Genomic DNA, 23,938 nt, shown 5'->3' with positions numbered 1-23,938 from the left:
CCTCGCATCGTCAGTCGGAAACGTTTGCCCGTCAGCAGCGCACCCCGGCCACCGCGCCTATTTAGGCCAACGGCGGGATGGTCATCATGGGCTTCGGGCGGCAATTCTACTCGCGCCGACTTTTCAGACCAATCTAATGAACGCTGCGCCTCGACGGCAACTGGCTGAGACGCTCTGTCAGCCTGAGCCGCTGGATCGGATCTTCGCTGAGCATCAATGCGTGTTCCAGATCGAAACGCTCGGCCTGCGGGCACTCGAGGAGATTGTAGAGGGTGGCGCGGGCCAGATGATCACTGCTGGTTGCCTGCCCCAGTTCGATGATTCTGTCAGCGTCCTTGAGCGCCGCGACAGGGTTGTCATTGATCTGGTGCAAGTGCCGCAGATTGCGCGATAGCCGCTGCAACATGTTGACCGGCGTGGCGCGCACCATGTGTTCGGCACGCAGATGCATGGTCGGACCGAATTGCCGAATGAGCAGTTCGCGACAGTCTGCGGGGTAGAGCCTGCGTCCACCACAGGGGTCAAGCAGATGGTCGGCGCCGGGCACGCGCAACAGGAAATGTCCCGGGAAGTTGACCCCTTCCAGCGGGATCTCGAGCCTTCGTGCTATTTCCAGAGTGATGAGTGCCAGCCCGAGGGGCTGGCCTCGTTTGCGCAGCACGATTGCATGCAGCAACGCCGCTTCCGGCCTAGGCGGGTTCCAGTCGTCCTGTTGAAAACCCAGCGCGGCGAGCTGTCTCAGCAGTGGTTGCGCCAGTTCAGATGCCGGCAATACCGGCAGTGCCGCACCGGCCTGGCGCTGCAGATGGTCCAGCTCGCCCATCACGTCTTGCCGTGCAAACTGCGCGTCATGTTCTGCCGAGACCCACAGCGCGGCATCAAACACCGCAGGCGGCGTTCGTTGCAGACAAGCCAGGCAATGCTGACGTGGAGTCATCGACCACTCCGTAACCGACGTTCGGGCGTTGAGTTCAGAGACTCTTTTTAGCCCTGTATGCAGGTTTCGTCCAGCGCCGCCTGTACCTACCGGCTCAGTGCCTCCACCAGTTCAGGCGTCACGTAATGCGGGCCGTCGAACAGGTACAGCGGATAGCCGTCATAGGCGTCGATTTGCGGTTGCAGTTCGGCGGCGGTCGCCGAGCGAAAACCGCCACCGACCTGTGGGCGAAACGCTTCGACGATGATCCTTACCCGGTTTTTGCCCAGCCGTTTGCGCAAGGCATCGGCATAGTTTCGGGCGACTGGTGCGGTTCGGGCATAGACACCCACGCCGTCCTGAAAGAACACTCCGATGTCATCCGGCAGCCAGGTTTTCAGCCAGTCGGCAGTGGCGGCAGGGCCGATGTTGGCACCATCGTAAACACTGATCCACAACGGTCTTGGCAGTTTTGCCAGCAGGGCAGGTAACTCCTTGGCGCGGCTCCAGCTGGGGTCGACCTCGGCCGGAAAGTACCAGCCCGTGACATTGAGCGGGGTTTTGGCCTTGGCCATTTGGGCGGAGAGCAACGCCAGCTGTTCGATATTGTCCCGCGAGCGATTCTCGCTGAAGTACCCAGCCAGGCCCAGAATCACTTCCTGCGCCCAAGGCTGTTTGCCGATGCGCGACCAGTCCGGCACTACCGGCACGGTCGGCAGGCCTGCGCCGGGTATGAAGGATTGATCATCGACCGCCGTCCACTGTACGAGCAATTGTCGTGCGCCGAGCTTGTCCCAATCGCCGCTGATACCTACCGTCGCATTATCCGGTTGCCAGACAATGCCGACGATTCCAGGCCCCTTGGGCTGTATCAACTGGTACAGCTCGCTGGAAACAAAGGTCAGCGCACTTATCAGCACGGCCGCCAGCGAGGTCTTGACCAGCGTTGTCTGGCGTAGCAGTGCGGTCAAAACCTTCAAACATTACTCCCTGATAGATGATTCGCGATGGTCACCACGAAAATGTCATGCGTGCGAAGACGCCTTCTGCACGATCATCACCGAAGATTTTCTCGCGGTATTGCACCGAGAAATCGACATACGACTGCGGTGCCTTGTACGTATCCTCGCGGAACCAGTAGCGTACGCCGGTCCCCACGCCCAAACCGCCGGCGTTGCCTGATGACGTGCTGCTGCGGCCGAGGGTGTCGACCTCGCTGCGCATCTTCGAATCGTAGTCCACTGCTGCGACCACATGCGGAAACACCACCAGCCGCGGGCTGATGCTGTCCAGGCGGAAGCTGCGGCCGACCTGCCATTCGCTGTTGAAATAGTTGCGTTTGTCCTGCAGATAACGCCCACCTTCGCCGTAAAGCTGCGAGGTCCACCAGCTCGGGACATCGACCCGCAGGTCGGTGCCAATGCTGGAACCATAACCCAGGCGCACCAGCCAGTCGCCATCGGCATTGGAGTTACCCAGAGGGAACGTGCGTTCGAACGCGCCGATAATGTTGACTTCGCTGAACGGCTTGGCCCGTACCCCGAGTGCGCCTTGCAGGGCATCGGCGCCCGTATCGGACTCGCCGCTCTTGCTCCAGAGGGTATCGGTCACACGTCCATAAAGCTCGACGAAGCGCGCATTGCGATAACCGAACGGGCGCCAGAACACTTCGGTGCTGTTCTGCACGCTGTCGGTGTTGCTGGTCGGCGCGCCGTTGAGCCCGCTGCTGGTGCTGGCACCGCGATAGGTCGTGGTATTGGTCAGGCCCCAGACGCGAGACAGGTCGGAAACGGCGCGGCGAGTGTCGAACACTTGCTGGGCCGGCATCTGCAAATCGCCGGCTCGCTGATAGTCGAGCACTCGTTTGAACCAGGCGATGGCCTGAGCATCTTCCGATGTGCGCATGGCGGTGTAGGCCGCATCTTGAACTTCACGAGGCTTCAGGCCTGCCTGGCGATCAACGCGCTTGAACGTGTCCAGCGCGCCCTGATCATCGCCTGCCTGGCTTAGGAAATACGCAATCTGTACCTCGTCGCCCGGTTGCAGCTCCCCGGCATCGCGGGCTTGCTGCAGACGTTGCAGGGCCTCTCGCGGCTGGCCCATCGCGGCATACAGCGAGGCTTGTTCGCGCAGCGGCAGGTTGCCGACGGCCAGTGCCTGAGCAAAGTCCTGACGCGCACCGTTCTGGTCGCCGAGGCGTTGACGCAGTTGCCCGCGCTGGGCGAGCAGGGTGGCATCGTTGCCATTGAGCGCCAGGGCTTCGGTGGCGGCAGAGCGCGCCTCTTCGTATTGCCCTTGCGCCATCAGCGCGCTGACCAGAAGTTTCCGGTAAGCCATCTGTTTCGGGAAGCTGCGGACCGCATCCCGTGCCTCGCTGACAGCTGTTTCGTTGTCGCCGCGTGCCAGGGCTTTATAGCCTCTGGCCGCCTTGTCGACCGCGACCTGTTCCTGAATCGCCTGCAGACGTCGGGTCAAAGCCGGTTGCGGCCCCAGTGCCTGTTCGGTTTCCCGGATGGCTGTCTGTGCATCGTCGAGACGCTGCTGAAGTTGCAGGGCCTCGATCAGCATCATGCGGTAATCCAGGTTTTTCGGGGCCTGCGCAATGGCATTGCGGGCATGCCTTGCAGAGTCCTCGTAATCACGATTGGTGTATGCGCGCAGCGCCTGATTGCCTTCCAGGTAGCCGGGCTTCGGGCGTGCCTTGGGGAAGCGTTGCGGATGATCGCGACGGTATTTGTCGCGCTCGGCCAGAGCAATCAGATCGCGCAACTGTGCAGCATCGGCCCGCTGACGCAACGCTTCGTTGGCCTTGGCGATAGAAAGGTCGTAGTCCTTGCGGTTGTAGGCCATGTAGGCTTCGTTGGCAATGGCGTACGCAGGACCGGTCAATGGCAACGGCAGAGTTTCTGCCTGGCTGAACGGTGAAGAAAGGCTCAGGCCGGTCACCAGCAGCGACAGGATGAAGGGGCGCTTCATAGTGGCTGCTCCGTTTGAGCATCAGATTGGTAATGGTTGTGCTGACGTGCCACAGCTTCTTCGATAGTTGCGCGTGGCAGCACGCCGATATCGACCAGGTAATCGCCGATCCGGCCATGTACATGTGGTCGGTAGCCGAGCATGGCTTTGCTGAACACTTCGCGGTCCAACAAGCCTTGCTCGACCAGCAGATCGCCCAGCAACGGAGCTGCCGATGGCAATGGCAGCCCGTCAACTGCGTTGAGCTGACGCAGCTGCGTGACGATATCGCTTTCGCGTGCAATCAACTGCACCGGTTCGGCGCCCAGTTGCTCGGTAATCTGTTGCAGCCCCTCTTCTGAAAGCGGGCTCGCCACAGCGATTTCCTGGCGACCCAGCGCATTGATCTGCAACGGCACGACACGCCAGCGCACGCAGAACTCATCGGCCAGCGGGTTGTTCGCGGAGCGTTTGCCGGCAATGTCGAACACCCGTGGCAGATCATTTTGAAAGGCGATGGCTTCTGCCAGGGTTTCATCGTCAAGCCAGCCGTGGCTGAGCAGAATACGGCCCAGCGGCATCTGGCGAGTCTGTTGCTCGGCCAACGCGGTCTGAAGCCTTTCATCGTTGATGGCTTGCCAGGACAGCAGCACGCTGCCCAGACGCCGGGGTGCGACGGCTACCAGGTCGGTGGACGGGAAGTCGTGCATGGTCTTGTCCCAGACCAGTTTGCGATTGAGCACCTTGCCGACCAGAAACATTCGCCAGGCCCGTGCCGCGGCCATGAAATTGACGAAGTTGCCGACCACCATGCGCGGTATGGACAGCAAGCCGTGCTGCCAGCCATACAGCGCAGTGGTGAAGTAGCAGCGATGCGCAATCCGCCACAACAGTGCAATGCCGTTGGCCACCAGCAGGTATTGAATCAGCCCGGTGGTTTCGAACGGTGTCGGGAAACTGGTGTTCCAGACGCCACTGGAGCGCAGAACGATCAGCGCCAGCAACTGAATGAGGATCAGGTACGCGATGATGCTGATAAACGACGTCACTACGCCCTTGCGGTCGCGAAACAGCAGGTAACGGTTTGCCAGCGAGCCGGTCCATCCCATCTGCTCCCAGCCTTGCAGGCCGATGCCCAAGGTCCAGCGCGCTTTCTGACGAAACGCAGTGCGAAACGTGTCCGGAAAGAACTCGCGGACACAAAGCGGCATTTCCAGCGTTGATTCATATGGCTTGCGGAACCACGACTTGCGCAACACCCGAAACTGCACCGGGAAACGCACAAAGATCGCCTGCATGCCGTACTTCGCCAGTCGGGCGCCTACATCGTAGTCCTCGGTAAGGCTTTCGGTGTTGAACGGCTGATTCTGGTTTTCTTCGGCCAGCACCATCAGTGCACGCCGCGAGAAGCACGTACCGACACCGGCCGACGGCACGGTATCGGTCATGCTTTCGCGGACCACCAGGTCCTTGCCGTGCCATTCGGCAAACTCGTCCATGTAGGTGCCGGCTACCCATTCGTACCAGTTGCGCTCAAGCGATACCACCGGCAACTGGATCATGTCCTTGCGCGGCAACAGGTAATTGAACAGGCGCAACTCAAGCGGGTGCAATACGTCTTCGCTGTCGTGCAGGATGGTCCCGGCGAATTGCACGGCATGCGTCTTCTCGTACAGGAAGATCGCCTGAATTACCCAGTTCAGGCAATCAGCCTTGCAGGTCGGACCGTCATGCGGCACTTCCACACGGTGCAACTGCTTATAGCGACGGCGCATGCGCTCCACTTCATCTATGGTGCGCTGGTCGTTGATGTAAGTGCCGACGAAAACCACGTAGTTCTGGTAATCGAGCGTCGACACCATGTTCTCGATCATCGGCGCGATGACGTCGTATTCCAGCCATGCCGGGACCATGATTGCCAGCGGCTGTTCGTCGCGGGCAATCAGTTGTTCGGCGGTCAGCGGCCGGTAGCGGCGTTCGGCGGTGAACTTGCGGTACAGCCGCCTGGCCCAGTACCAGATGTCGATGATCAGGTCGTCAATACTCGAGACGAGAATGATCAGCCCGACGATGATCGTCGCGACTTCCAGCACGCTGTAGTAATGGGCCAGCCAGTAAGGCCAATAAAGCGACGTCATTGAGGCGACCCGTTACGAGCGATTGCGACGGGCGCTACGGCCAGCCAGCAACAGAATGAGAAAGAGCACGATGCCGGCCGGAATCAGCCACAGCAGCGACGGTTTGCGCCAGGCTTCAATGCCGGTGACTTCTTCGTCCTCGATCATCTGGCTGCCAGTCGGATCCTTGGCGTCAAAGGTGGCGAGAGAGCCGCTGTCGGACAGCAGTGCAGCATTGCCGCGCTCCAGCAATACCGGACGCTCGAAGACCGGCGCCTGACCGCCCAGGGTGCGATAGACCATGCCGTGCTGACCGCCAGCTTCGATCACTTGCAACGAGGCCACATGATTCAGGGACTTGAGGTCGAGCAGCGTTTGCTCTTTGTGATTGATCAGCAGGTGCCCATCGCTGCTTGCCTTGACTGACTCGGCGCCGTCTTTGATCGGCAACTCAAACGCCAGGAAGGATTTGCCCGGTGCTACCGCAACGCTTGCATCGTCGCTGACACTGAGTTGCGCACGCAGTGGCGAGACCCCTGAGGCACTGGCGATACGAATGACCTGCGGCAGGCTGCTGGCCGGGCGCTCGAGATAACCTTTAGGCACCATCACCTGAGTGTCGGTCGCAAACCGCGCCGCCATGCCCGAGAAATTCTCGTCGGGGGTGATCTTGTCCAACACTACGTGGCTGGTCGGCAGTACCGAAATCGGAAAGGCCTGAGGCGTTTCCAGGCACTGGTTGCTGACCGGCTGACGCTGGAAGGAGACCCGCAGGGTGTTCTGCGCTGCCAGCGCGTATTGCGGAATTCTGGCTTCGATGCGTTCCTTTTTGCCGTCGGCAGTCAGTTGCATGGCGCCGATCAGGTAATCGTTGAGGAACAGCGTCGCAACCGGCGGTGTTCCCGACGCGCCGGGTGCCGCGGCGACGTCTATCATCGCGGTCACCGGTACGCGACCGTCATAGGCCACACTGCCCAGCGGGAACGAGGCGCTCCAGTCGGTTTTCGCCAGTACATCGACCGTACCCGGCTTGCCGCCGAGACGGGTCAGCGCAACACGACCGTCTTCGCTGAGGGGCATGGCTGCCTCTTCGCCAATGGTCAACTGGCGATTGCGTGCCAGTTTGTTCCACGCCGAGCTGAACAGGCCGATGGCCTTGCTGGCCGACTCAGGCTTGATCATCAACAGCGCACGATTGCCCAGCAGGGCCAGGCTTACGTCCTCGGAGCTGTTGGCGAGCGGTTGCTTGATATGACGCTCGCGCCACTGGCCCAGCGCGCTGGCAGCCGATGCATCGAGGCCCTGCACCTGTGCCTGAAGGGCGTTCAGTGCATCATCGATTGCCTTGAGCAATTGCGGATCGCTGATGGCCATGTCCGCCTGCAACGCAGGGGTTTGACCGAGCATCAGCAAGGCGCCGATTTCTGCCGGGTCGCGCAACGTGTACTGGCCTTTGCCGTCGAGGCTGGCAAACGCGGGTATTTGCTTGAGTTCTGCAGGGATGTTCAGGTTGCTCAGGTCCACGCTGTCCTGAACTGCCGGGAATGGCAGGATGCGCGCCTGTTTGCCGATTCTTTCCAGCGCCACACCCAGACGCCATGCGGCGTCGTAGCTGGCACTGGACAACGTGCCGGGCGCGACCATCAGGCCCGGCTTGCCCGGCATGGCATTCCATGCCGCACCTACATCCTGCAACTGGCTTGCGTCGTAGCTGTAAGTCAAGCGCGTGTGCGGATCGATGCGCAGTACGTTACCGATGGCGCGCTGGTCTTCGCAGAGCACCTTCGAAATGACCGAGGACCAGGCAATGCCCAACCGGACCGAGCCGTTTTCCCGCGCCGCCTTGTCAACACCCAAAACCGTACTGGCATTGCCCTGTTCTTCGTTGAGGCCCATTGCACGAACCGGATAACCGTCCAGCGACAGCAACAATGTGTTGCGGCCAGCTTCACCGTTCAGGTAGCTGGCGTCGAAGTTCAGCGTTGCATCGGTCAGCGGCACATTGGCTGGCACCGGCAGGTAAAGCTCCCGGCGCGCGTCAGTGGCTCCGAGGATGATCGGGCGATCAATACCCAGCTCGCTCAGCTCGATCACTCGTTCCTGACGATTGTCGGCAGTGATCCTGTTGATCGCCTGGGTCAGAGGGCTTTCTGCAGCCAGGGCAAATGCAGGCATCAGCGCCAGCAGGGTCATCCCGCAGGCAAGGACGTTCAACGCGCCCGTGTTTACGGTAACGGAAGATTTCATCGGACAGATCTCGCTAAGGGCTCAAGGCCCTGGGTCTTGATGCAGGCTACTGATCCGCATAAACGTTTTCGGGTACCTGACCAAAGTCAGATACCCGTTACGCTTGCCGACTGCATCCTGCGAATTCGTTAGGTGTTGGTGTGTGCTGAATGCGCAATGCGCAGTTTTTATCTAGCCGGCCATCGAGCGCATCTGGACGTGCTGGTGTTGAGGCTTGATGTGGGTGTCAGGCTGAGCACTTTGCAGGTCGAGACGTTGACGCGGCAACTCAGCGACAAATTCTTCTACCGGACGGCCCATCAGCGCGTCTACGATGCGCGCACTGGCTCTGCCGTCTCCGTACGGGTTGGCTGCACGTGACGCGTTCTGCCAGAGAATCTGGTCATCAAACAGCGCATTCACGCCGCGAATAATCGCGTCCGGCTCTGTGCCTACCAAGCGCACGGTACCTGCAGCAACGGCTTCCGGGCGCTCGGTGACGTCGCGCATGACCAGCACCGGCTTGCCCAGCGACGGTGCTTCTTCCTGCACGCCGCCGGAGTCGGTGAGAATCACGTGGGCGCGCTGCATCAGACGCACGAACGACAGGTAATCAAGCGGCTTGATCAGATGAACGTTGGGCAGATCACCCAGATGTTCGGTCACCGGACCCAGAACATTGGGGTTCAGGTGCACCGGGTAAACGATCTGGATATCGTCGCGCCGGGCCAGCTCAGCCAGGGCTTTGCAGATATTAAGGAAGCCATCACCGAAGTTCTCGCGACGATGTCCGGTGACCACCAGGACCTTGCGTTCAGGCACCAGAAACGAGAATTGGCGATCAAGCGCATGGCGCAACTGGCGGTTGCTGTCGATCCGCTCGGCCGTCAGATGCAATGCGTCGATGACCGTATTACCTGTCACAAAGGACACACCTTGCAGGCGCTCGCCCAGCACGTTGCGGCGCGACTCGGCAGTGGGGGCAAACAGATGATCGGAGATCAGGTCGATGCAGCGACGATTCATCTCTTCAGGCCAAGGCTGACGAATGTCGCCCGTACGCAAGCCGGCTTCGACGTGACCAATGGGAATGCGGCGGTGAAACGCCGACATGGCAGCCACCATTGCTGAGGTCGTGTCGCCGTGTACCAGAACCTTGTCTGGCTTCAACTCGTCAAGAATCGGGTCGATGGCCGCGTAAAGCGCAGCGGTCAGGGAATTCAGAGTCTGCTCAGGGCGCATCACATCAAGGCTGTAATCAGCCTTGAGCTCGAACATGTCCAGTACCTGCTGCAGCATGCTTTGATGCTGGCCAGTGATGCAGATTCTCGAATCGATACCTGGCTCGGCGGCCAGAGCTCTGACCAGAGGAGCCATCTTGATGGCCTCTGGACGAGTGCCAAAGATTGAAAGAACCTTCATTCTGGGGTGCTGACCAGCCATTGATTTCCTCCAGCGCTGTCTAGCGCTCTGCACAGCAATGAGTCCGGGCTGCGGACAGCTCGTTGGGTGTGCGAGTTGATGAATTTCTCGGGCGGGAAAAATCGGAGTTAATACTCGATGTTCACTTCAGTGTGATGTAGCCATTTGCCTTGTTACCCGGATTTGGTCGGATTATTAGCAGAAGAAATTAGCAAAGCCAAACTTTTTATTAACTATTTTTCAATGTGTTGATTGGTCTGAACTTTCATTTTTAAGCACGGTCAGTGGAAGGTTTAATGGCCCTGGTTGGGCGTTTCGGCCAGTGATTGCAGGGGTTTAGCTCCGCAGTGGCGCGGGCTTGATGAGTTTTAAAGTCTGACTAGGTGTGATGCAAAGTGTCGGTGATGGCAAAAAGTTTAAATAAAAAATGGCGCACTGTGAAGTCCCTCACTACAGCAAAATCCTGACGCCTGTTTAATGACATTTACAGAAATGCGGTTCACAAAAATGGCGCTGCTATTATGACGGTGAGGAACTTTAATATGTAAGGTTGCCGAAGCGAAGGGGCAAAGCGAGGAGTGCATATGTCGCGTTACATACTGTTGGCGTGAAACTATTCATTTGAATGTATGAGGGGTGGAGTTGTAGCAGGTGCCACGCCTCTGAGCAATCTATAAATGAGAATGATTAGCGACCCCCCTGCGAAAGGCCGCTATCCACGGTGGCTGTCAGCTCTGCGCAGCGGAAGGCTCCGACAGCTCGTTGAGCGCCGTGGCGTTGTTTTTGAACGCCGCTGCGAAGACAGCCCGGTTTTTCGCCATGTAAATGCTCGCGTCCTCTGCGTGCTTCTCGGAAATCCCCGGTACGTTCTTGACCAGGACGTCAGTGAGAAGCTCGGCCAGCTCGAGCATTTGATCGTGCGCATCGGCGAGTTTACGGTCCACGAAAGTAGTCTCCAGATCGCGGGTACTGCGGTAAAGGGTTTCAACAGCCATTTTGGCCTCGTCGTCTTATCCAGTGTTGAAAGGGCTAGACCCGGACGTTCAGCGCTTCACGCTCTGACCAGCGGGTGATGCAACAGCAGTGATCGTGCATGACCAGCGTGCCGGTCAGGTAGAGCAGGGCACCCCGTTGAAGGCTGTTCACCGACGCGTATGCATGTGAATTCCTGAGTACTGTGTTTTTATACAGTAAAAACAGGATTGCAATCAAGCACTGTATGAATGATGGCCTTTGACTACCTTTTTTCCGCTGCAAATGTGCCTTGCGACATCCCGTCACGCTCTCAACCATAGCCTATGGCCCTGTTCCTGCTTTAGAAAGCAGGCTACAAAAGGTCATCAGTCCTCGGCATCATCCGATCGGCATAAACGAAGGTTCAGAGGTAGAGCGTCATGGGAAACAAATGGGCAGTAAAGATAAGGCACCGTGTGCATGGCCAGGCCGAGTCACTGGGCAACCTGTGTGTCGAAAGCTTTCACTTTCTGGCGCTGTTCGCGATCGGCGCAATCACCGCCTGGGCATCAGTAGTCGCTTTTTTGGGAATGATCGAGAAAGGCAACGTCACCGTTGATGACATTCTGCTGCTGTTCATCTACCTGGAGCTGGGGGCGATGACCGGGATTTATTTCAAGACCAACCACATGCCCGTGCGTTTTCTGATCTACGTCGCGATCACCGCACTGACTCGCCTGCTGATTTCCGACGTGTCCCACCACAACCCGCCCGACATCGGCATCATCTACCTGTGCGGCGGTATTCTGCTGCTGGCGTTCGCGATTCTGGTTGTACGCTATGCATCGTACAAATACCCTTCGGCAAAAATCCCCGACTCATCCAGCGCGGTCAAAGGTGCCGTGACGGAAGAGAAAGGCGAGGTCTGATCGACGCACTGGCGGCATCCATGAAAGATGTCGCCAAGCGCCTGTCACCGATAAGAGATGCCTAGTTGAGCCAGGCTCCGGCATGCCAGTGCCAGCCATCACCCGCGCTTTCCCAGTGCGGATGCACATAGCGATAACCGGGACGTTCCGCTTCCCAGTGACCGTGAACCGGCACGTATCGCTCACCGTTCCAGTGCCAGTAACCGCGTGCCCATACATAGCCGGCGCGAGGCGCAGGCTCCACTTCGATCACGCGTTCTGGTGGCGCTTGCGGCGCAATCACTTCCTCGACGTATTCATGATGTACGTGTGATCGTTCATGCACGACCCGCTCCTCGACACAACCTGACGCTATCGCAAGCGATGCGATCAATACCCCGTAACGTATGAACATGTTGCCTCCTCGGAATCATCCGCAGGTGCAGTGGCGCTGAACGTCATGCCCAGTCGCTCGAATGTTTCTGCAAGGATTGTTTTAGCAGGTCGTATCTGTACTTTTGCTGAACCTGAGGGAGGGCACGTGGTGGCGCAAGGCCTTGATTATGTTCGCTTCCGAGATGGCTTGCTGCTTCAGGGGCGGGTTACATCAACTTGCAAAACGGCAATATGCTTGGACATTTCAAGCTAAGCGATGCGGAGCATCCAGCCACCCAAGCACTCCGAAGCGTTGATCGAGCAACTGGCCAAGGCCATGATGCTCGACCCCGAAACAGGCAAGCCAATGCCAGGCTCACCTGTTTACAGCAAGAAAGACTGATGGTCAGGGTGAGTGCGCATCAAGCCCCGGCGGTCACCGTTGCCTGATTCCGTGACCACGGACCATTCGCAGGCATTGTTGTTTTCTGCAGTGTCGCGTTATCGGTCATCGCCGCGAGGAACTTGATCGCACTCTCGCCGCGCTCGATGGCGATGCCGAACTGCACGCTTTCGATAAGCTTGCGCAGGCGTTGTGGGTCGTTTCGCTGTGCGGCGCTGATCAGGCGCTTGGCAACAACTCCGCACTCGTTGGAAAGAGTCAGCATGATGCTGCCGTCCAGCCCTTGAATGCTCAGATTCACCCGATAATCGGGGTGAAAAGTGTCCGTGATCATCTGAAAAGGATTGTCCATATCATTCACCTGCTCAATGGTTCTGCGTAAGTTGACCGGGTATTCGTCCTTTTGGTTCTCGATGACAGATCAGCGGTTGCGTTACTCCTGCGCTTGCTGCTGATGGGTTTTGATGTCATCTTTCGCGTTAATGATAATTTTTCGTGTTTGAGAAGCGTTGACGTATGCGTGACTTTTCCGCCGTTGATGACGATTTGCGTCGTCGCCAGCAAATGACCGAGCTCTATAGCGATCACCATGCGTGGTTGCACGGCTGGCTGCGGAAAAAGCTGGGCTGCTCGCACCGGGCCGCTGACCTCGCGCATGATGCTTTTGTGCGAATTCTTGCTCTGACCGAACCGCTCAATTTCAAGGAGCCGCGCGCTTTCCTGGCGACGACCGCCACGCGGCTGCTGATTGACGGGACCCGGCGACGCAAGGTCGAGCGTGCTTACCTGGACGCACTGGCGTTGCATGCCGACGAAGCCAGCATTCCTAGCCCTGAAGCGATCCACGTCGCACTGCAGATACTGGAGCGGGTCGCCCGGATGCTCGAAGGCTTGCCCGAGAAACCGCGGCAGGCCTTTTTGCTCCATCGCCTTGATGGACTGACGTACAGCGAAATCGCCACTCACTTGGGTGTGTCCTCCAGCATGGTGAAGCAGTACATGGCAAGCGTCATGGTGCACTGCTACAAGACACTGCACGGTTCGGGCCATTTTGCATGAGCGACACGCGTGAACCCTCCGAGCTGATGATCACCGAGGCCGCTTCCTGGTTGGCTTTGATGCATGACGAACCGGTAAGCGCGGCTGACAGAACGGCCTTCGAACAATGGCGCCAGGCTGACCCCGCACACGAGCTGGCGCTGTCGCGGATGCAGTCGCTGTGGGGCAGTTTCGATGAGTTGTCCGACCCTCCGAAGCGTGCTGCACTGCGTCAGACTTTCGTGTCTGCGGGACCGAAACCGACCTCCCGCATTGTCCGGGCAGTGGCATTGATCGGTGTTCTGGTGTGTGGCTGGATGGGCGCTGAACAACTGCCGGTATGGATGGCCAATCAACACACTGAGGTTGGCGAAAGACGACAATTCGCTCTCGCCGATGGCAGCCAGGTGCAGCTCAACAGCGGTTCGGCACTGAATGTAAAATTCGATGGACGGCAACGCGTGGTCGAGTTGCTGCAAGGCGAACTGTGGGTTGAGGTGGCCAAAGATGTGCAGCGACCGTTTGTGGTGCGCACCGATCAAGGCACGATCACCGCACTGGGCACACGCTTTCTGGTGCAGCGGGGAGAGGAGGGCACCACTGTCAGCGTGCTGGAATCGGCTATTGCCGCTCAAGCCAACACGGCAGACGTGGTGAATGTGGCCATCGGTCAGCAGGCTTTGCTCAAGGATGGGCGAGTGCAGGTGCCGCATCCCCTGGACAACCAGGATCCTGCGGCCTGGACACGTGGCTTGCTCAAGGTGGATGACCGTCCTTTGAGTGAGGTGTTGCGAGCCCTGGCGGTTTACCGCCACGGTATGTTGCGTTTTGATGCACAGGCGCTGGAAGGCCTGCGCGTATCAGGCGTATTCCGCCTTGATGACACCGACGCTGCGTTGGCTACTCTGGCCGATAATCTGCCGATCATGGTCGATCGCTTCACCGACCTGCTGGTAATCGTCAAACCGACGAATCGATAAGCCGCGGGTCAACGGCGCCGACAATGAAAAAGGGCGAACCCTCGCAGGTTCGCCCTTTTATTTGCAAAACGTGTCAGCCATACCTCAGCTCAGACGAGCAGCTTCTTTCTCCTGCTCTTTTTCCAGAAATTCTTCTTCAAGCAATGCATCCGGGCTGACCGGATCGTCGTCCTGCTCGGCCAGAGCAGGCGCGGCACTGCGCTTGCCGCGCAGCTTGCCAAACAGGTGCTCCAGAGCGTGATCAAGCTTCACGGCAGCACCGTCCACGGCCTGATCTACCGTATCGGCCTTGTGGGAAACAGAAATGGGCTGGTGACCTTTGGGCCGGGCTTCCATCTGGCACTTGATGTCGTGCGGGCCGGGCTTGTCGCCGTTTTCATCGCGGATATGGACTTCCACGCGAGTCAGGTTTTCATCGTAATGTGCGAGCGTGCTTTCAACGGTGGTACGAACCCACTCCTCCAGTCGGATACTGCTTTCGATGTGATTATCGCTATTGACCTGGATTTGCATAGTTAATCCTTATTAGGGCTTGCTCGTGTGAGGCTGGACAGTGCGATCCCGTGCGGAATCGATTTCGTTTGCGCTCATTCACAGTGTTGGCGCCAATGGACAGACAATTCAACCCCAATGTGTAAGAAATATTTCGACGTAAAATTTCTGACGATCATTTGAATGTAAATCCCTCTCATTCCCTGTCCGTTTTGCGACCGTGTGCGTCATGGCTAAGGAAACCCAATCGATACCAAGGATCTGTCATGCCCCGTCCCGCCAGTTCGCTGCACCCCTTGGCACTTGCCGTTCTGATGGCCTGTGCAGCGATGCCATTGCACGCAGCCGAATCCTCAGTACCGAATCAGGACGTCACTGCGGCGCGCAGCTTTTCGATGCCGGCCGGGGATCTGGGCCAGGTGCTCAATAGCTTTTCGGAGCAGGCGGGCCTTGCGCTGGCATTCGACCCGGCGCTTACGCGGGGTAAGCGCAGCACCGGGCTGCAGGGTACGTACAGCACCGACGAAGCGATTGCCCGGTTGCTCGGCGGCAGTGGCTTGCGCGCGAGGGCATTGTCGGCCAATCGCTATCGCATCGAGGCGGCGCCGGAGGCTATCGAGGGTTCGATGGAGTTGCAGGCCACCAACATCAGCGGCGCGTCTCAATTCGAGACCGCCACCGGGCCCGTGACCGGTTATGTGGCTACACGCGGGCTGTCGGCGACCAAGACCGACACAGCGCTGATCGAAACCCCGCAATCGATTTCGGTCGTGACCAAGGATCAGATGAAAGCTCAAGGGGCGGAGAATCTCAGTCAGATGTTGCGTTACAGCGCCGCTGTGGTGCCTGAGACACGTGGCTCTACGGCGTCGCGTCTGGACATGCTGAGCATCCGTGGCTTCTCGCCCGAGTTGTATCTGGACGGCCTGCGCATGCCAGGCAATCGCGACGCCGCGCCGCAAAAGGACGCGTTCGATCTGGAACGGGTGGAAGTGCTGCGCGGTCCTGCATCTGTGCTGTACGGTCAGGCCAGCCCCAGCGGGGTGGTGAACATGGTCAGTAAGTTGCCTACCGACACGCCATTTCATGAGATCGGCCTGACCTACGGCACCTTCAACAAGAAACGCACCACCTTCGATTTTGGCGGCCCTGTCGATGATCAGGGCGTTTACTCTTATCGTCTGTCCGGTCTGTACGATGATGCCGACGGCCAGATCGAACACACCGAGACGCGTCGTCAGTCTATCGCCTCGGCATTCACCTGGCGGACTGATGACGCCACTTCGCTGACCTTGCTGGCCAATTATCAGAGCGACCCCAAGGGCGCTTCTTATGGCTCCATGCCTGCTTACGGCTCAGTCGTGAACAGTCCGACCGGGCGGCACATCGACTTCGATTTCTATGATGGCGAGAAAGACTTCGAAAAGAGTGACCGTGAATATCACGCAGTGGGTTACATGTTCGAACATCATCTGAACAACGTCTGGACCTTCCGCCAGAACGCCCGCTATATGCGCAGCGAAGGGCTTTATCGAAGTATCTATAACGGCTGGGGCACTCTGGAGACCGACTATCGCACCTCCCGGCGGGCCACCATCGCCACTGACGTGAACCTGGATTCGTACACGCTCGATAATCAGATGCAGGCCAGTTTTGACACCGGCCCGCTGCAGCACACGCTGTTGCTGGGTGCGGATTACCAGAACACCAGCACCGACACCAAGGCCGGCTACGGCACAGGGCCGACGCTGGATATCTTCGATCCGGTCTATGGTTCGCCCGTCGAGGTGCCTGCCTATACCGAGTCCGGCACGCAGCGTGATCAGCAGAAAGGCTTGTATCTGCAGGAGCAGTTGAAGTGGGACAAGTGGGTGCTGTTGATGGGCGGTCGCTACGACTGGGCAGAGAGCAGCAACAGTTCCAGCAACCTGACGTCGCGCGTAAAAACCCGGTCTTCTGCCGACAGCGAAGCATTCACCGGGCGCATGGGCCTGGTTTACCTGTTCGATAACGGGTTAGCGCCTTACGTCAGTTATTCGGAATCCTTCGAGCCGCAGAGCGGTACAGGGCTGGATGGCTCATTGTTCGATCCGACCGAAGGCACGCAATACGAACTGGGCGTCAAATACCAGCCGCCTGGCAGCAACAGTTTTATCACTGCCGCGATTTTCGACCTGCGCCGATCCAACGTGCTGACCCAGGACCCGGAAGGCAACATGTGCAATGGCTCGGTGTGCCAGGTGCAGACCGGCGAGGTGCAGTCTCGTGGTTTCGAACTGGAAGGCAAGGCCAGTCTGAACGACAACCTGGACATCACCGCTGCTTATGCCTACTTGGACAACCGGGTGACCAAGTCCAATAACGCGGTCAACGTGACGTCAGGCATCATCGATGACGCGCCGGGACGTGAAGTGGCGGTCAAGGGCACCACCGCGCCTGCGATCCCCCGCCACACGGCATCGGCATGGGCTGATTACACGTTTCATGACGGGCAACTGAAAGGTGCTGGCGTGGGCGGCGGGGCGCGTTATGTGGGCGCAAGCTGGGGCGATGAAGCCAACACCTTGAAAGTGCCGGGTTACACCTTGTTCGACGCTGTCGTGCATTACGACATTCCAAACATCAGCAACACGATGGACAACCTGCGACTGACGCTGAACGTCACCAACCTGACCAACAAGGAATACGTCGCGTCCTGCTACACGTACTCATGGTGCTGGTACGGCTCGCAACGCACCGTGCAGGCGAGTGCTACCTATCGCTGGTAACAGGAGTTTGCTTCTCGTTACTCACGCTTCAGCGTGGTACTGCATTTCGTGACGCCCCGCGTCTGCGCGGCGCCACTTGCTGAGGATCGGACGCAGAGCGTCCGGAAATGCATGCCCACGCGGAGCATGGGCACGATTGTTTCTCCAGACCGTAAGTGTTTCTCCAGGCCGCATGGTACTGCTCTTGAGCCCTGTGTTTTTCTGAAAACTAGAATGCGACCGAGGTCTGCACATACACGGTGCGTGGTTCGCCGACGTATTTGCCGCGGTTGTTGTCGTCAAACGAGCGGGTGTAATACTGGCGGTTGAAGATGTTTTTCATCCCGACTGCGACGTTGAGGTCCGACAGCTGCGGACCGAAATCGTAGTTGGCGCGGGTACTGAACAGCATGTAGCCAGGGATCTTCCCGGTGCTGCCATCGGTGCTTTCCGCTGCCGTGTTGGCGTTGTCGGCAAACTGGTCGCTCTGGAATGAACTGTCGAAATTCAGCTTCCACGGCCCTTCGGTATAGCTGACGCCCATCGTGCCTTTATGCTTTGACGAGAACGGCACACGATTGCCCTTGTTCGGCCCGTCTTCGCGAATAGTCGCGTCAACGAACGCATAAGTTGCGTAGACATCGTAGCCCGCCAGTATCGGGCTCAGGCCTTCCAGTGCGTAGTTGACGCTGGTTTCGATCCCTTGATGACGTGTCTCGCCGCGTGCAATCACCGTGTCGTTGGTCTGGTTGCTGTCGTACTGGTTGTCGAAGTTGATCAGGAACGCGCCGATTTCAGCCCGCAGGTTGCCGTTGTCGTAGCGTGTGCCCAGCTCCCAGGTGCGTGCTTTTTCCGGTTTGACCTCATCCCCGGTAACGCGATTGGGCATCTGGCTGTACTGCACGCTGCCGAACGAGCCCTCGGTGTTGGCGTACAGGTTCCAGGTGTCGGTCAGGTGATACAGCACGTTCAATGCAGGCAGCGCGGTGCTGTAGTCGCCTTGGTATCGGGCGTTGGTCAGGTTGTTGTTCTGCGCAGTGTCGATCATCTCGTAGCGCACGCCCGGCGTGATGGTCCACTTGCCGATGTCGATCCGGTCATCGATATAGAATGCATGCGCTTCGGTGGCGCCCCGAGTATCGCGGTCGTTGCGGCTGGCGGTGGTCGGCAGGTCGCCCGTCACAGGTTCGCGATAGCGCAGTTCATGACCGGCTTCGTTGATGTAGCGATAGCCGACGCCCACTTCATGCCAGGTTTCACCCAATGCGAAGCCTTGCGAAAAGCGTGTTTCCAGACCGCGCACCCAGTATTCACGGGGCGACAGGGACACAAAGCTGCCTTGGTCAAGGTAGCCGCTGCGCAAGGTCTTGGTGAAAAACGTGTTGGCGGTGAACACGCGTGCATCCTGTTCGTAGCGATAGCCGAAATTGAACATCGTGCGACGGCCCCAGAATTTGTCTTTGAGACGCGTCGACTGGTACGGGTCTGCATCGTAGTCAGCCACGTTCAGCCCGCCGGGCATCTGCGCTTCGCCGTCGTAATACTGAGCCATTGCATTGAGGCTATTGGCCTCGTCGATCTGGTACTTGCCTTTGAGGATCAAGTCGTCGATCTGGGTATCGCTGTGCTCGCGCCAGTCACCGCCACGTACACCGGAATACAGAATCGCGCCGCCCAGGCCATTGTCTGCCGTGCCGCCTGCCAGCAAGTTACCGGTGGTCTTGAAGCCGTCATGGCTGGACGACGGGCTGGTTTCGGTCTGTATGCCGCCTTTGAGCGTGGGTGCGTCGGGGATGGCGCGGGTCACGAAGTTGACGATGCCGCCCACGTTCTGCGGGCCATAGCGCACTGCGCCACCGCCACGCACCACGTCCACTGCGTCCATGTTGCCCATGCTGATCGGCGCGAACGACAGCTGTGGCTGACCATAGGGCGCGAACGGCACCGGGATACCGTCCATCAATACCGTGGAGCGTGACGCCAGGCGCGGGTTGAGGCCGCGGATGCCGAAGTTCAGCGCCATGTCATGGCTGCCGGTGCCGTTATTGTCCGGTGCATTGACGCCGGGAATGCGATTGAGCACCTCGCGCGCCGACGTCGCCCCGACACGCTCGAACTCCTCACGGCGGATCACGTCACGCGCCCCGGGGTGTTCGAAAACATTGGTCTGCTGCGCCTCGCCCAGCCAGTCACCGACCACTGTGGAAACGCCCAGCTCAATCGGTGCGCCAGCTGCACTGGCCGATTGCAGCGTGAAACCGTTGTTGCCATCACCCACCGCCTGCAGACCGGTCCCTTCAAGCAAGGCATTGAGACCTTGTTCTGGCGTGTATTGACCTTCCAGCCCACGACTTTTCAAACCGCTGGTGACCTGCGAACCATAGGAAATCAGCACGCCCGACTCTCGGCCGAACTGGCTCAGCGCAGCTTCAAGCTCGCTCGGCGCAATGTGATACACCTTGGGCGCCACTTCCGCAGCGTATGCCATGGATAAGCTGCCGACCGACAGGCTGGCGCCAAAAATGACATGGCGCAACGTGCGCACCAGCGGTGAAAGTTGGGTAGGGCGGGCTGACATGCAAGAGTCCTTTGACCGGAAGGTTGAGAGATGCTTTCCCTGTCTGTCACGCGAGCAACAGAAAACGGCTCACGGTTTTTGAAATTATTTTTCAAGGTCCAACTTTCGTTTCTCGCGCACGTAAAAGCGCTTTTTTATCGCGAAGGAATCTGACGAAGTCGGGCTGGAAACTGGAGCGAGGCGCTTCTGCGCGTAGGGCGTGGGAACCAGCAATTACTATCAAGCCCGCGCCTGCACGTTCACCCAGTACCGGGTGAAACGCTGCACGCGCACGGGGAGGGCGAGCTGGAGCATGTCGAGGATGCGCTCGCTGTCGGCCAGCGGATAGCTGCCGGAGATCAACAGGTCGGCCACCTTCGCGTCGCAGTTCAAACGGCCGCGCCGATAACGACTCAGCTCTGCGAGGAAGTTGGACAGCTTCATGCGCGACGCCACCAGCATGCCGTCGGCCCACGCACCGTTGCTCGCATCCACCGTCTGCACGCTGGTCCAGGCATCTCGGCTGAACGTCACCTGTTGACTGGCGCGCAGTATCAGGCTCGGGTCGCTTCTGTGGGCCGGGGCGATTTCAAGCGTTCCGGCAAACACCGCCAACTGCGTCTGGCCGTCCAGTTGACGCAGATTGAAACGGCTATTGGCTGTCGAAGCCCTGATTGTGCCCTCGGCGCTCAGCAGGTTCAGCGGACGCGCGTCTGCCGACGCGGTCATGAGGATTTCGCCCTGCAAGAGTTTGATCAGACGCTGCTGTTCATCGAACCGCACATCGACCGCGCTCGCTGTATTCAATTGCACCTGACTGCCATCGCCCAACGCCACTTTGCGTTGTTCGCCAACAGCACTGCTGTAGTCGGCCAGCATCGGTTGCAGGGCAATCTGCTCGCGCAGACTCCAGCCTGCCACCGAACCCGCGCCGAGCAGCAACAGGAGCTTCAATGCATGCCGGCGGCCCGCGGATTTCGGTGCGCCGAGTGCCGCATGGGCCAGCGGCGAGGACAGACCGCTCAGGCGCTGATTGACCCGTTGCATGTGCGCCCAGGCCCGCTGATGTTCAGCGTGGCCGTTGAGCCACGACTGCCAGGCGTGCTGGCGTCGGGCATCCAGCGCACCCTCCTGCATTTCCAGCAGCCAGCCGACTGCCTGCTGCGCGACGGCAGGCGAAATGTCGGATTTGTTCAGGGAGTCGTTGCTCAGGCTCATAGGGCGAAGTAGCAGCGCAGCGCGGCCTTGTTCAGGTGACGTTTGACCGTGGCGATGGAAATATCCAGCTCGGCGGCGATCTGGCCGTGGCTCAGGCCATCGACCTGCGACATCAGAAACGCGCGCTTGACCACTGTCGGCAGGCCATCCAGCAACTGGTCAAGCTCCACCAGGGTTTCGAGGATGATTGCTCGTTCTTCTTCCGAAGGCGCCACGCTTTGCGGCAGCTCGCACAGCGCCTGATAGTAGGCGCGCTCCAGATCCTGGCGGCGGTAGTGATTGCTCAATACGCGTTTGGCGATTGTGGTCAGGAATGCACGAGGCTCTATGATCTGCGCGCTGTCTCGTGCGCCGAGCACCTTGATGAAGGTGTCCTGGGCAAGGTCCGCAGCGTTGTGAGGGCAGCCGAGCCTGCGCCGCAACCAGGTCGTCAGCCAGGTGTTATGTGCCTGATACAGGCTTGCGACAGAGTGATTGAGGGCAGAATGGGCGGTGTGCATCTCGGAGAACAATCCACGCGATTCGATAATGGCGTCGATTCTGGCAGACTCTTTTGCGTATGAGAATATTTATCATTCATATTGCGCTTCATTTTTCCAGGCCGTGATGGACAGCGCCCAGCACCTGCCGGTATTCGCCGGGCGTTGCCCCCACGGTTTGACGAAAGCGGTTGCTGAAATGGCTGGCGCTTGCGAAACCACAGGCCAGTGCTATTTCGCCAAGGGGTATGACGGTGTGCCGCAGCAACTGGCGAGCCAGTTCGATGCGCCGTGCCAGCAGGTATTGATGCGGCGGCAGGCCGAAGCTTTCACGAAACATGCGAGCGAAGTGGTATTCCGAGAGCGCACACATGCCCGCCAGTTGACCAAGGCTTAGCGGGTCGGCCAGGTGCATTTCGATGAAGTCCACCAGATGACGGCGCAGGTGCGGAGCCAGCCCGCCTTTCAGGCGCAGCCCCTCCCGCATGCCCGCCTGACTGAGCAGCGCATGGCTGACCATCTCGTGCGCCAGGCTGCTGGTCAGCAAGCGCTCAGCGGGTTCTGTCCAGTTCAGGCGGATCAGTTGCTGGAAGCGATCAGCCTGTACTTCATCGTCGAGAAACGTGTGCTCGCGCAGTTGCATCTCACGGGGCTCGCGATCCAGCAACGTCACGCAGCCAAGGGCGAAGTGTTCCGGGCTGAAATACAAATGCGCCAGGCGGATCTCTCCATTCACCACCCAGGCCGACTCATGGCCTGCAGGCAATACACAGAGTTTTCCCGGTGAGCCTTTCTGATCAGGCTGGTCGCGGCGGAAAGTGCCGGTGCCGTCTGCGACGTAACACGACAATGTATGGTGAGTCGGTGCGTGATATTCCTGCGAGTCATGCCGATTGTTCCACTGCGCAGCCATCAACCCGTCGCCCAGCGGCGCGCTCTGCTCCAGACGGGCATGGGGGGAGCTGCTCAAGGCCTGAAAGACCTGAATGGAGTCGATGGCTGACATAGTGATTCCTCTAGGCTTCGTATCCTACCCGCAGCCCATGCCGCTGCCATTACCTGTTGAATCAAAAGCGCAAGATTATGCAAACGGGTTGCATGCCCGACGCAGCAGACTGATGGCTCATTGAGGAGCCTGCATCATGAACATTTCGCTTTATCTGCTGACAGTGCTGATCTGGGGCACGACCTGGATTGCCCTGAAACTTCAGCTCGGTGATGTCGCCATTCCGGTCTCAATCGTGTATCGCTTCGCACTGGCGGCGCTGGTGCTGTTCGCGTTTTTGTTGCTGAGCAAACGTCTGCAACCGGTCAATCGTCGTGGTCAGTTGATCTGTCTGGCGCAAGGCGTGTGCCTGTTCTGTGTCAACTTCATGTGCTTCTACACCGCCAGCCAATGGATACCCAGCGGCCTGATCGCTGTGGTGTTCTCGACCTCAACCTTGTGGAATGCACTGAATGCGCGAGTATTCTTTCGCCAGAAAATCGCTGGCAATGTGCTGGCTGGTGGCGCGATGGGCTTGCTGGGGCTGGCGTGTCTGTTCTGGCCCGAGCTGTCCGGGCACAGCGCCAGCCGCGAGACCCTTGTAGGTCTGGGCCTGGCCCTGCTGGGCACGCTGTGCTTCTCGGCAGGCAATATGCTGTCGAGCCTGCAACAGAAAGCAGGGCTGCGCCCGCTGACCACCAATGCCTGGGGAATGTTCTACGGGGCAAGCATTCTGGCCGTTTACTGCCTGCTCAGCGGCACACCGTTCACGTTTGAGTGGAACACGCGCTACGTAGGCTCATTGCTGTTTCTGGTGATACCCGGCTCGGTGATTGCCTTCACCGCCTACCTGACCCTGGTCGGGCGTATGGGCCCGGAACGCGCTGCTTACTGCACCGTGCTGTTCCCGATAGTGGCGTTGAATATTTCGATGTGGGTCGAAGGTTATCAATGGACGCTGGCGGCCCTGCTGGGGCTTGTGCTGGTAATGGCGGGGAATGTGCTGGTGTTCAGAAAACCGCGTGTCAAACCTGTCGTTGCCATGAAGCTGGCTGCCGGAGGCGTGTCCTGAAAGACGGAGATGTGGGCGTGATGCCTAGTACTTCTGCTAGTTGAGCGACGGCAATGCTCGTCCGATTATGAGCGGGTATCTGCCGTCATCACCG

Annotated in this window: 19 protein-coding genes and 1 pseudogene; 6 read left to right on the top strand and 14 right to left on the bottom strand. The window is 59.0% G+C overall.

The genetic code is table 11. The features are described from left to right. Nucleotides 1-133 precede the first annotated feature (133 nt). The 7 genes from POR16_RS19130 to POR16_RS19100 all read right to left on the bottom strand — a co-directional run bounded on the left by POR16_RS19130 (nt 134) and on the right by POR16_RS19100 (nt 10,631). Nucleotides 134-937: a SirB1 family protein gene (locus POR16_RS19130; protein ID WP_005891285.1), complete on the bottom strand. Its 804-nt coding sequence runs from the start codon at nt 935-937 to the stop codon at nt 134-136. 86 nt (nt 938-1,023) lie between these two features. After that, nucleotides 1,024-1,896, bottom strand: coding sequence for an alpha-amylase family protein (locus POR16_RS19125; RefSeq protein ID WP_005891287.1), 873 nt, complete (start codon nt 1,894-1,896; stop codon nt 1,024-1,026). 31 nt (nt 1,897-1,927) lie between these two features. Beyond that, nucleotides 1,928-3,892 carry a bacteriophage N4 adsorption protein A gene (locus POR16_RS19120; RefSeq protein ID WP_005891288.1) on the bottom strand — a complete coding sequence of 655 codons (1,965 nt, stop codon included), beginning with the start codon at nt 3,890-3,892 and terminating at the stop codon, nt 1,928-1,930. Next, a complete protein-coding gene (locus tag POR16_RS19115; protein WP_005891290.1) occupies nt 3,889-6,009 on the bottom strand; it encodes a glycosyl transferase family protein in 2,121 nt (706 codons plus the stop codon). Before POR16_RS19115 ends, POR16_RS19120 begins: the two co-directional genes overlap by 4 nt. A 12-nt stretch (nt 6,010-6,021) precedes the next feature. Then, on the bottom strand, nt 6,022-8,235 hold the full coding sequence (locus POR16_RS19110; RefSeq protein WP_042932355.1) for a cellulose biosynthesis cyclic di-GMP-binding regulatory protein BcsB: 2,214 nt from the start codon (nt 8,233-8,235) through the stop codon (nt 6,022-6,024). 171 nt (nt 8,236-8,406) lie between these two features. Beyond that, nucleotides 8,407-9,657, bottom strand: a complete 1,251-nt coding sequence (gene wecB / locus POR16_RS19105; RefSeq protein ID WP_005891293.1) for a non-hydrolyzing UDP-N-acetylglucosamine 2-epimerase — start codon at nt 9,655-9,657, stop codon at nt 8,407-8,409. 707 nt (nt 9,658-10,364) lie between these two features. After that, the gene (locus tag POR16_RS19100; protein WP_005891294.1) at nt 10,365-10,631 is read right to left on the bottom strand and encodes a YebG family protein; all 267 of its coding nucleotides are present in this window, start codon (nt 10,629-10,631) and stop codon (nt 10,365-10,367) included. A gap of 399 nt (nt 10,632-11,030) precedes the next feature. Between POR16_RS19100 and POR16_RS19095 the strand changes: the two genes are divergently transcribed. Beyond that, the gene (locus tag POR16_RS19095; protein WP_005891296.1) at nt 11,031-11,519 is read left to right on the top strand and encodes a phosphate-starvation-inducible protein PsiE; all 489 of its coding nucleotides are present in this window, start codon (nt 11,031-11,033) and stop codon (nt 11,517-11,519) included. 61 nt (nt 11,520-11,580) lie between these two features. On the opposite strand, the gene POR16_RS19090 is transcribed toward POR16_RS19095, so the two are convergent. Next, on the bottom strand, nt 11,581-11,913 hold the full coding sequence (locus tag POR16_RS19090; protein WP_005891297.1) for a YXWGXW repeat-containing protein: 333 nt from the start codon (nt 11,911-11,913) through the stop codon (nt 11,581-11,583). Between the two features lie 243 nt (nt 11,914-12,156). On the opposite strand from POR16_RS19090, the pseudogene POR16_RS26650 reads away from it, so the two are divergent. Continuing rightward, nucleotides 12,157-12,276: pseudogene (locus POR16_RS26650) on the top strand (sel1 repeat family protein); the annotation flags it as partial. 19 nt (nt 12,277-12,295) lie between these two features. On the opposite strand, the gene POR16_RS19085 reads toward POR16_RS26650, so the two are convergent. Then, nucleotides 12,296-12,628 carry a DUF3509 domain-containing protein gene (locus POR16_RS19085; RefSeq protein WP_005891299.1) on the bottom strand — a complete coding sequence of 111 codons (333 nt, stop codon included), beginning with the start codon at nt 12,626-12,628 and terminating at the stop codon, nt 12,296-12,298. Between the two features lie 164 nt (nt 12,629-12,792). Here POR16_RS19085 and POR16_RS19080 point away from each other — a divergent pair, with 164 nt between their 5' ends. Further along, the gene (locus POR16_RS19080; RefSeq protein ID WP_005891300.1) at nt 12,793-13,335 is read left to right on the top strand and encodes a sigma-70 family RNA polymerase sigma factor; all 543 of its coding nucleotides are present in this window, start codon (nt 12,793-12,795) and stop codon (nt 13,333-13,335) included. Continuing rightward, a complete protein-coding gene (locus tag POR16_RS19075; protein ID WP_005891302.1) occupies nt 13,332-14,294 on the top strand; it encodes a FecR family protein in 963 nt (320 codons plus the stop codon). Before POR16_RS19080 ends, POR16_RS19075 begins: the two co-directional genes overlap by 4 nt. An 84-nt stretch (nt 14,295-14,378) precedes the next feature. On the opposite strand, the gene POR16_RS19070 is transcribed toward POR16_RS19075, so the two are convergent. Continuing rightward, on the bottom strand, nt 14,379-14,807 hold the full coding sequence (locus tag POR16_RS19070) for an HPF/RaiA family ribosome-associated protein (RefSeq protein WP_005891304.1): 429 nt from the start codon (nt 14,805-14,807) through the stop codon (nt 14,379-14,381). Between the two features lie 245 nt (nt 14,808-15,052). Between POR16_RS19070 and POR16_RS19065 the strand changes: the two genes are divergently transcribed. Further along, nucleotides 15,053-17,554, top strand: coding sequence for a TonB-dependent siderophore receptor (locus POR16_RS19065; RefSeq protein WP_005891306.1), 2,502 nt, complete (start codon nt 15,053-15,055; stop codon nt 17,552-17,554). A gap of 208 nt (nt 17,555-17,762) precedes the next feature. On the opposite strand, the gene fecA is transcribed toward POR16_RS19065, so the two are convergent. From fecA to POR16_RS19040, 4 genes are all read right to left on the bottom strand, one after another. Further along, complete coding sequence (gene fecA / locus POR16_RS19055) at nt 17,763-20,111, bottom strand: TonB-dependent Fe(3+) dicitrate receptor FecA (protein WP_005891308.1); 2,349 nt, start codon at nt 20,109-20,111, stop codon at nt 17,763-17,765. Nucleotides 20,112-20,330: 219 nt separating this feature from the next. Next, nucleotides 20,331-21,308 (bottom strand): FecR domain-containing protein, encoded by a 978-nt coding sequence (locus POR16_RS19050; protein WP_005891310.1) that lies wholly within the window; start codon nt 21,306-21,308, stop codon nt 20,331-20,333. Beyond that, nucleotides 21,305-21,808 carry a sigma-70 family RNA polymerase sigma factor gene (locus tag POR16_RS19045; protein WP_005891311.1) on the bottom strand — a complete coding sequence of 168 codons (504 nt, stop codon included), beginning with the start codon at nt 21,806-21,808 and terminating at the stop codon, nt 21,305-21,307. Before POR16_RS19045 ends, POR16_RS19050 begins: the two co-directional genes overlap by 4 nt. Before the next feature lie 88 nt (nt 21,809-21,896). Then, entirely contained in the window at nt 21,897-22,793 is an 897-nt protein-coding gene (locus tag POR16_RS19040; protein WP_005891312.1) for a helix-turn-helix domain-containing protein, read from the bottom strand. 136 nt (nt 22,794-22,929) lie between these two features. Here POR16_RS19040 and POR16_RS19035 point away from each other — a divergent pair, with 136 nt between their 5' ends. Further along, a complete protein-coding gene (locus tag POR16_RS19035; RefSeq protein WP_005891313.1) occupies nt 22,930-23,844 on the top strand; it encodes a DMT family transporter in 915 nt (304 codons plus the stop codon). Nucleotides 23,845-23,938: the final 94 nt, after the last annotated feature.

Source organism: Pseudomonas coronafaciens pv. oryzae str. 1_6 (genome assembly GCF_000156995.2).
GTDB classification, from domain to species: domain Bacteria; phylum Pseudomonadota; class Gammaproteobacteria; order Pseudomonadales; family Pseudomonadaceae; genus Aquipseudomonas; species Aquipseudomonas tremae.
Note: the sequence above shows the minus strand (reverse complement) of the source record. Positions and strands in the feature narration are given on the sequence as shown.

Excerpts from the sequence above, each read along its gene's own strand:
- POR16_RS19130 (WP_005891285.1), bottom strand. The coding sequence starts at position 937 with ATGACTCCACGTCAGCATTGCCTGGCTTGTCTGCAACGAACGCCGCCT.
- POR16_RS19100 (WP_005891294.1), bottom strand. The coding sequence starts at position 10,631 with ATGGCTGTTGAAACCCTTTACCGCAGTACCCGCGATCTGGAGACTACT.
- POR16_RS19045 (WP_005891311.1), bottom strand. The coding sequence starts at position 21,808 with ATGCACACCGCCCATTCTGCCCTCAATCACTCTGTCGCAAGCCTGTAT.
- POR16_RS19110 (WP_042932355.1), bottom strand. The coding sequence starts at position 8,235 with ATGAAATCTTCCGTTACCGTAAACACGGGCGCGTTGAACGTCCTTGCC.
- POR16_RS19070 (WP_005891304.1), bottom strand. The coding sequence starts at position 14,807 with ATGCAAATCCAGGTCAATAGCGATAATCACATCGAAAGCAGTATCCGA.
- POR16_RS19065 (WP_005891306.1), top strand. The coding sequence starts at position 15,053 with ATGCCCCGTCCCGCCAGTTCGCTGCACCCCTTGGCACTTGCCGTTCTG.
- POR16_RS19090 (WP_005891297.1), bottom strand. The coding sequence starts at position 11,913 with ATGTTCATACGTTACGGGGTATTGATCGCATCGCTTGCGATAGCGTCA.
- POR16_RS19120 (WP_005891288.1), bottom strand. The coding sequence starts at position 3,892 with ATGAAGCGCCCCTTCATCCTGTCGCTGCTGGTGACCGGCCTGAGCCTT.
- POR16_RS19085 (WP_005891299.1), bottom strand. The coding sequence starts at position 12,628 with ATGGACAATCCTTTTCAGATGATCACGGACACTTTTCACCCCGATTAT.
- POR16_RS19095 (WP_005891296.1), top strand. The coding sequence starts at position 11,031 with ATGGGAAACAAATGGGCAGTAAAGATAAGGCACCGTGTGCATGGCCAG.
- POR16_RS19080 (WP_005891300.1), top strand. The coding sequence starts at position 12,793 with ATGCGTGACTTTTCCGCCGTTGATGACGATTTGCGTCGTCGCCAGCAA.
- fecA (WP_005891308.1), bottom strand. The coding sequence starts at position 20,111 with ATGTCAGCCCGCCCTACCCAACTTTCACCGCTGGTGCGCACGTTGCGC.
- wecB (WP_005891293.1), bottom strand. The coding sequence starts at position 9,657 with ATGGCTGGTCAGCACCCCAGAATGAAGGTTCTTTCAATCTTTGGCACT.
- POR16_RS19075 (WP_005891302.1), top strand. The coding sequence starts at position 13,332 with ATGAGCGACACGCGTGAACCCTCCGAGCTGATGATCACCGAGGCCGCT.
- POR16_RS19115 (WP_005891290.1), bottom strand. The coding sequence starts at position 6,009 with ATGACGTCGCTTTATTGGCCTTACTGGCTGGCCCATTACTACAGCGTG.
- POR16_RS19035 (WP_005891313.1), top strand. The coding sequence starts at position 22,930 with ATGAACATTTCGCTTTATCTGCTGACAGTGCTGATCTGGGGCACGACC.
- POR16_RS19050 (WP_005891310.1), bottom strand. The coding sequence starts at position 21,308 with ATGAGCCTGAGCAACGACTCCCTGAACAAATCCGACATTTCGCCTGCC.
- POR16_RS19040 (WP_005891312.1), bottom strand. The coding sequence starts at position 22,793 with ATGTCAGCCATCGACTCCATTCAGGTCTTTCAGGCCTTGAGCAGCTCC.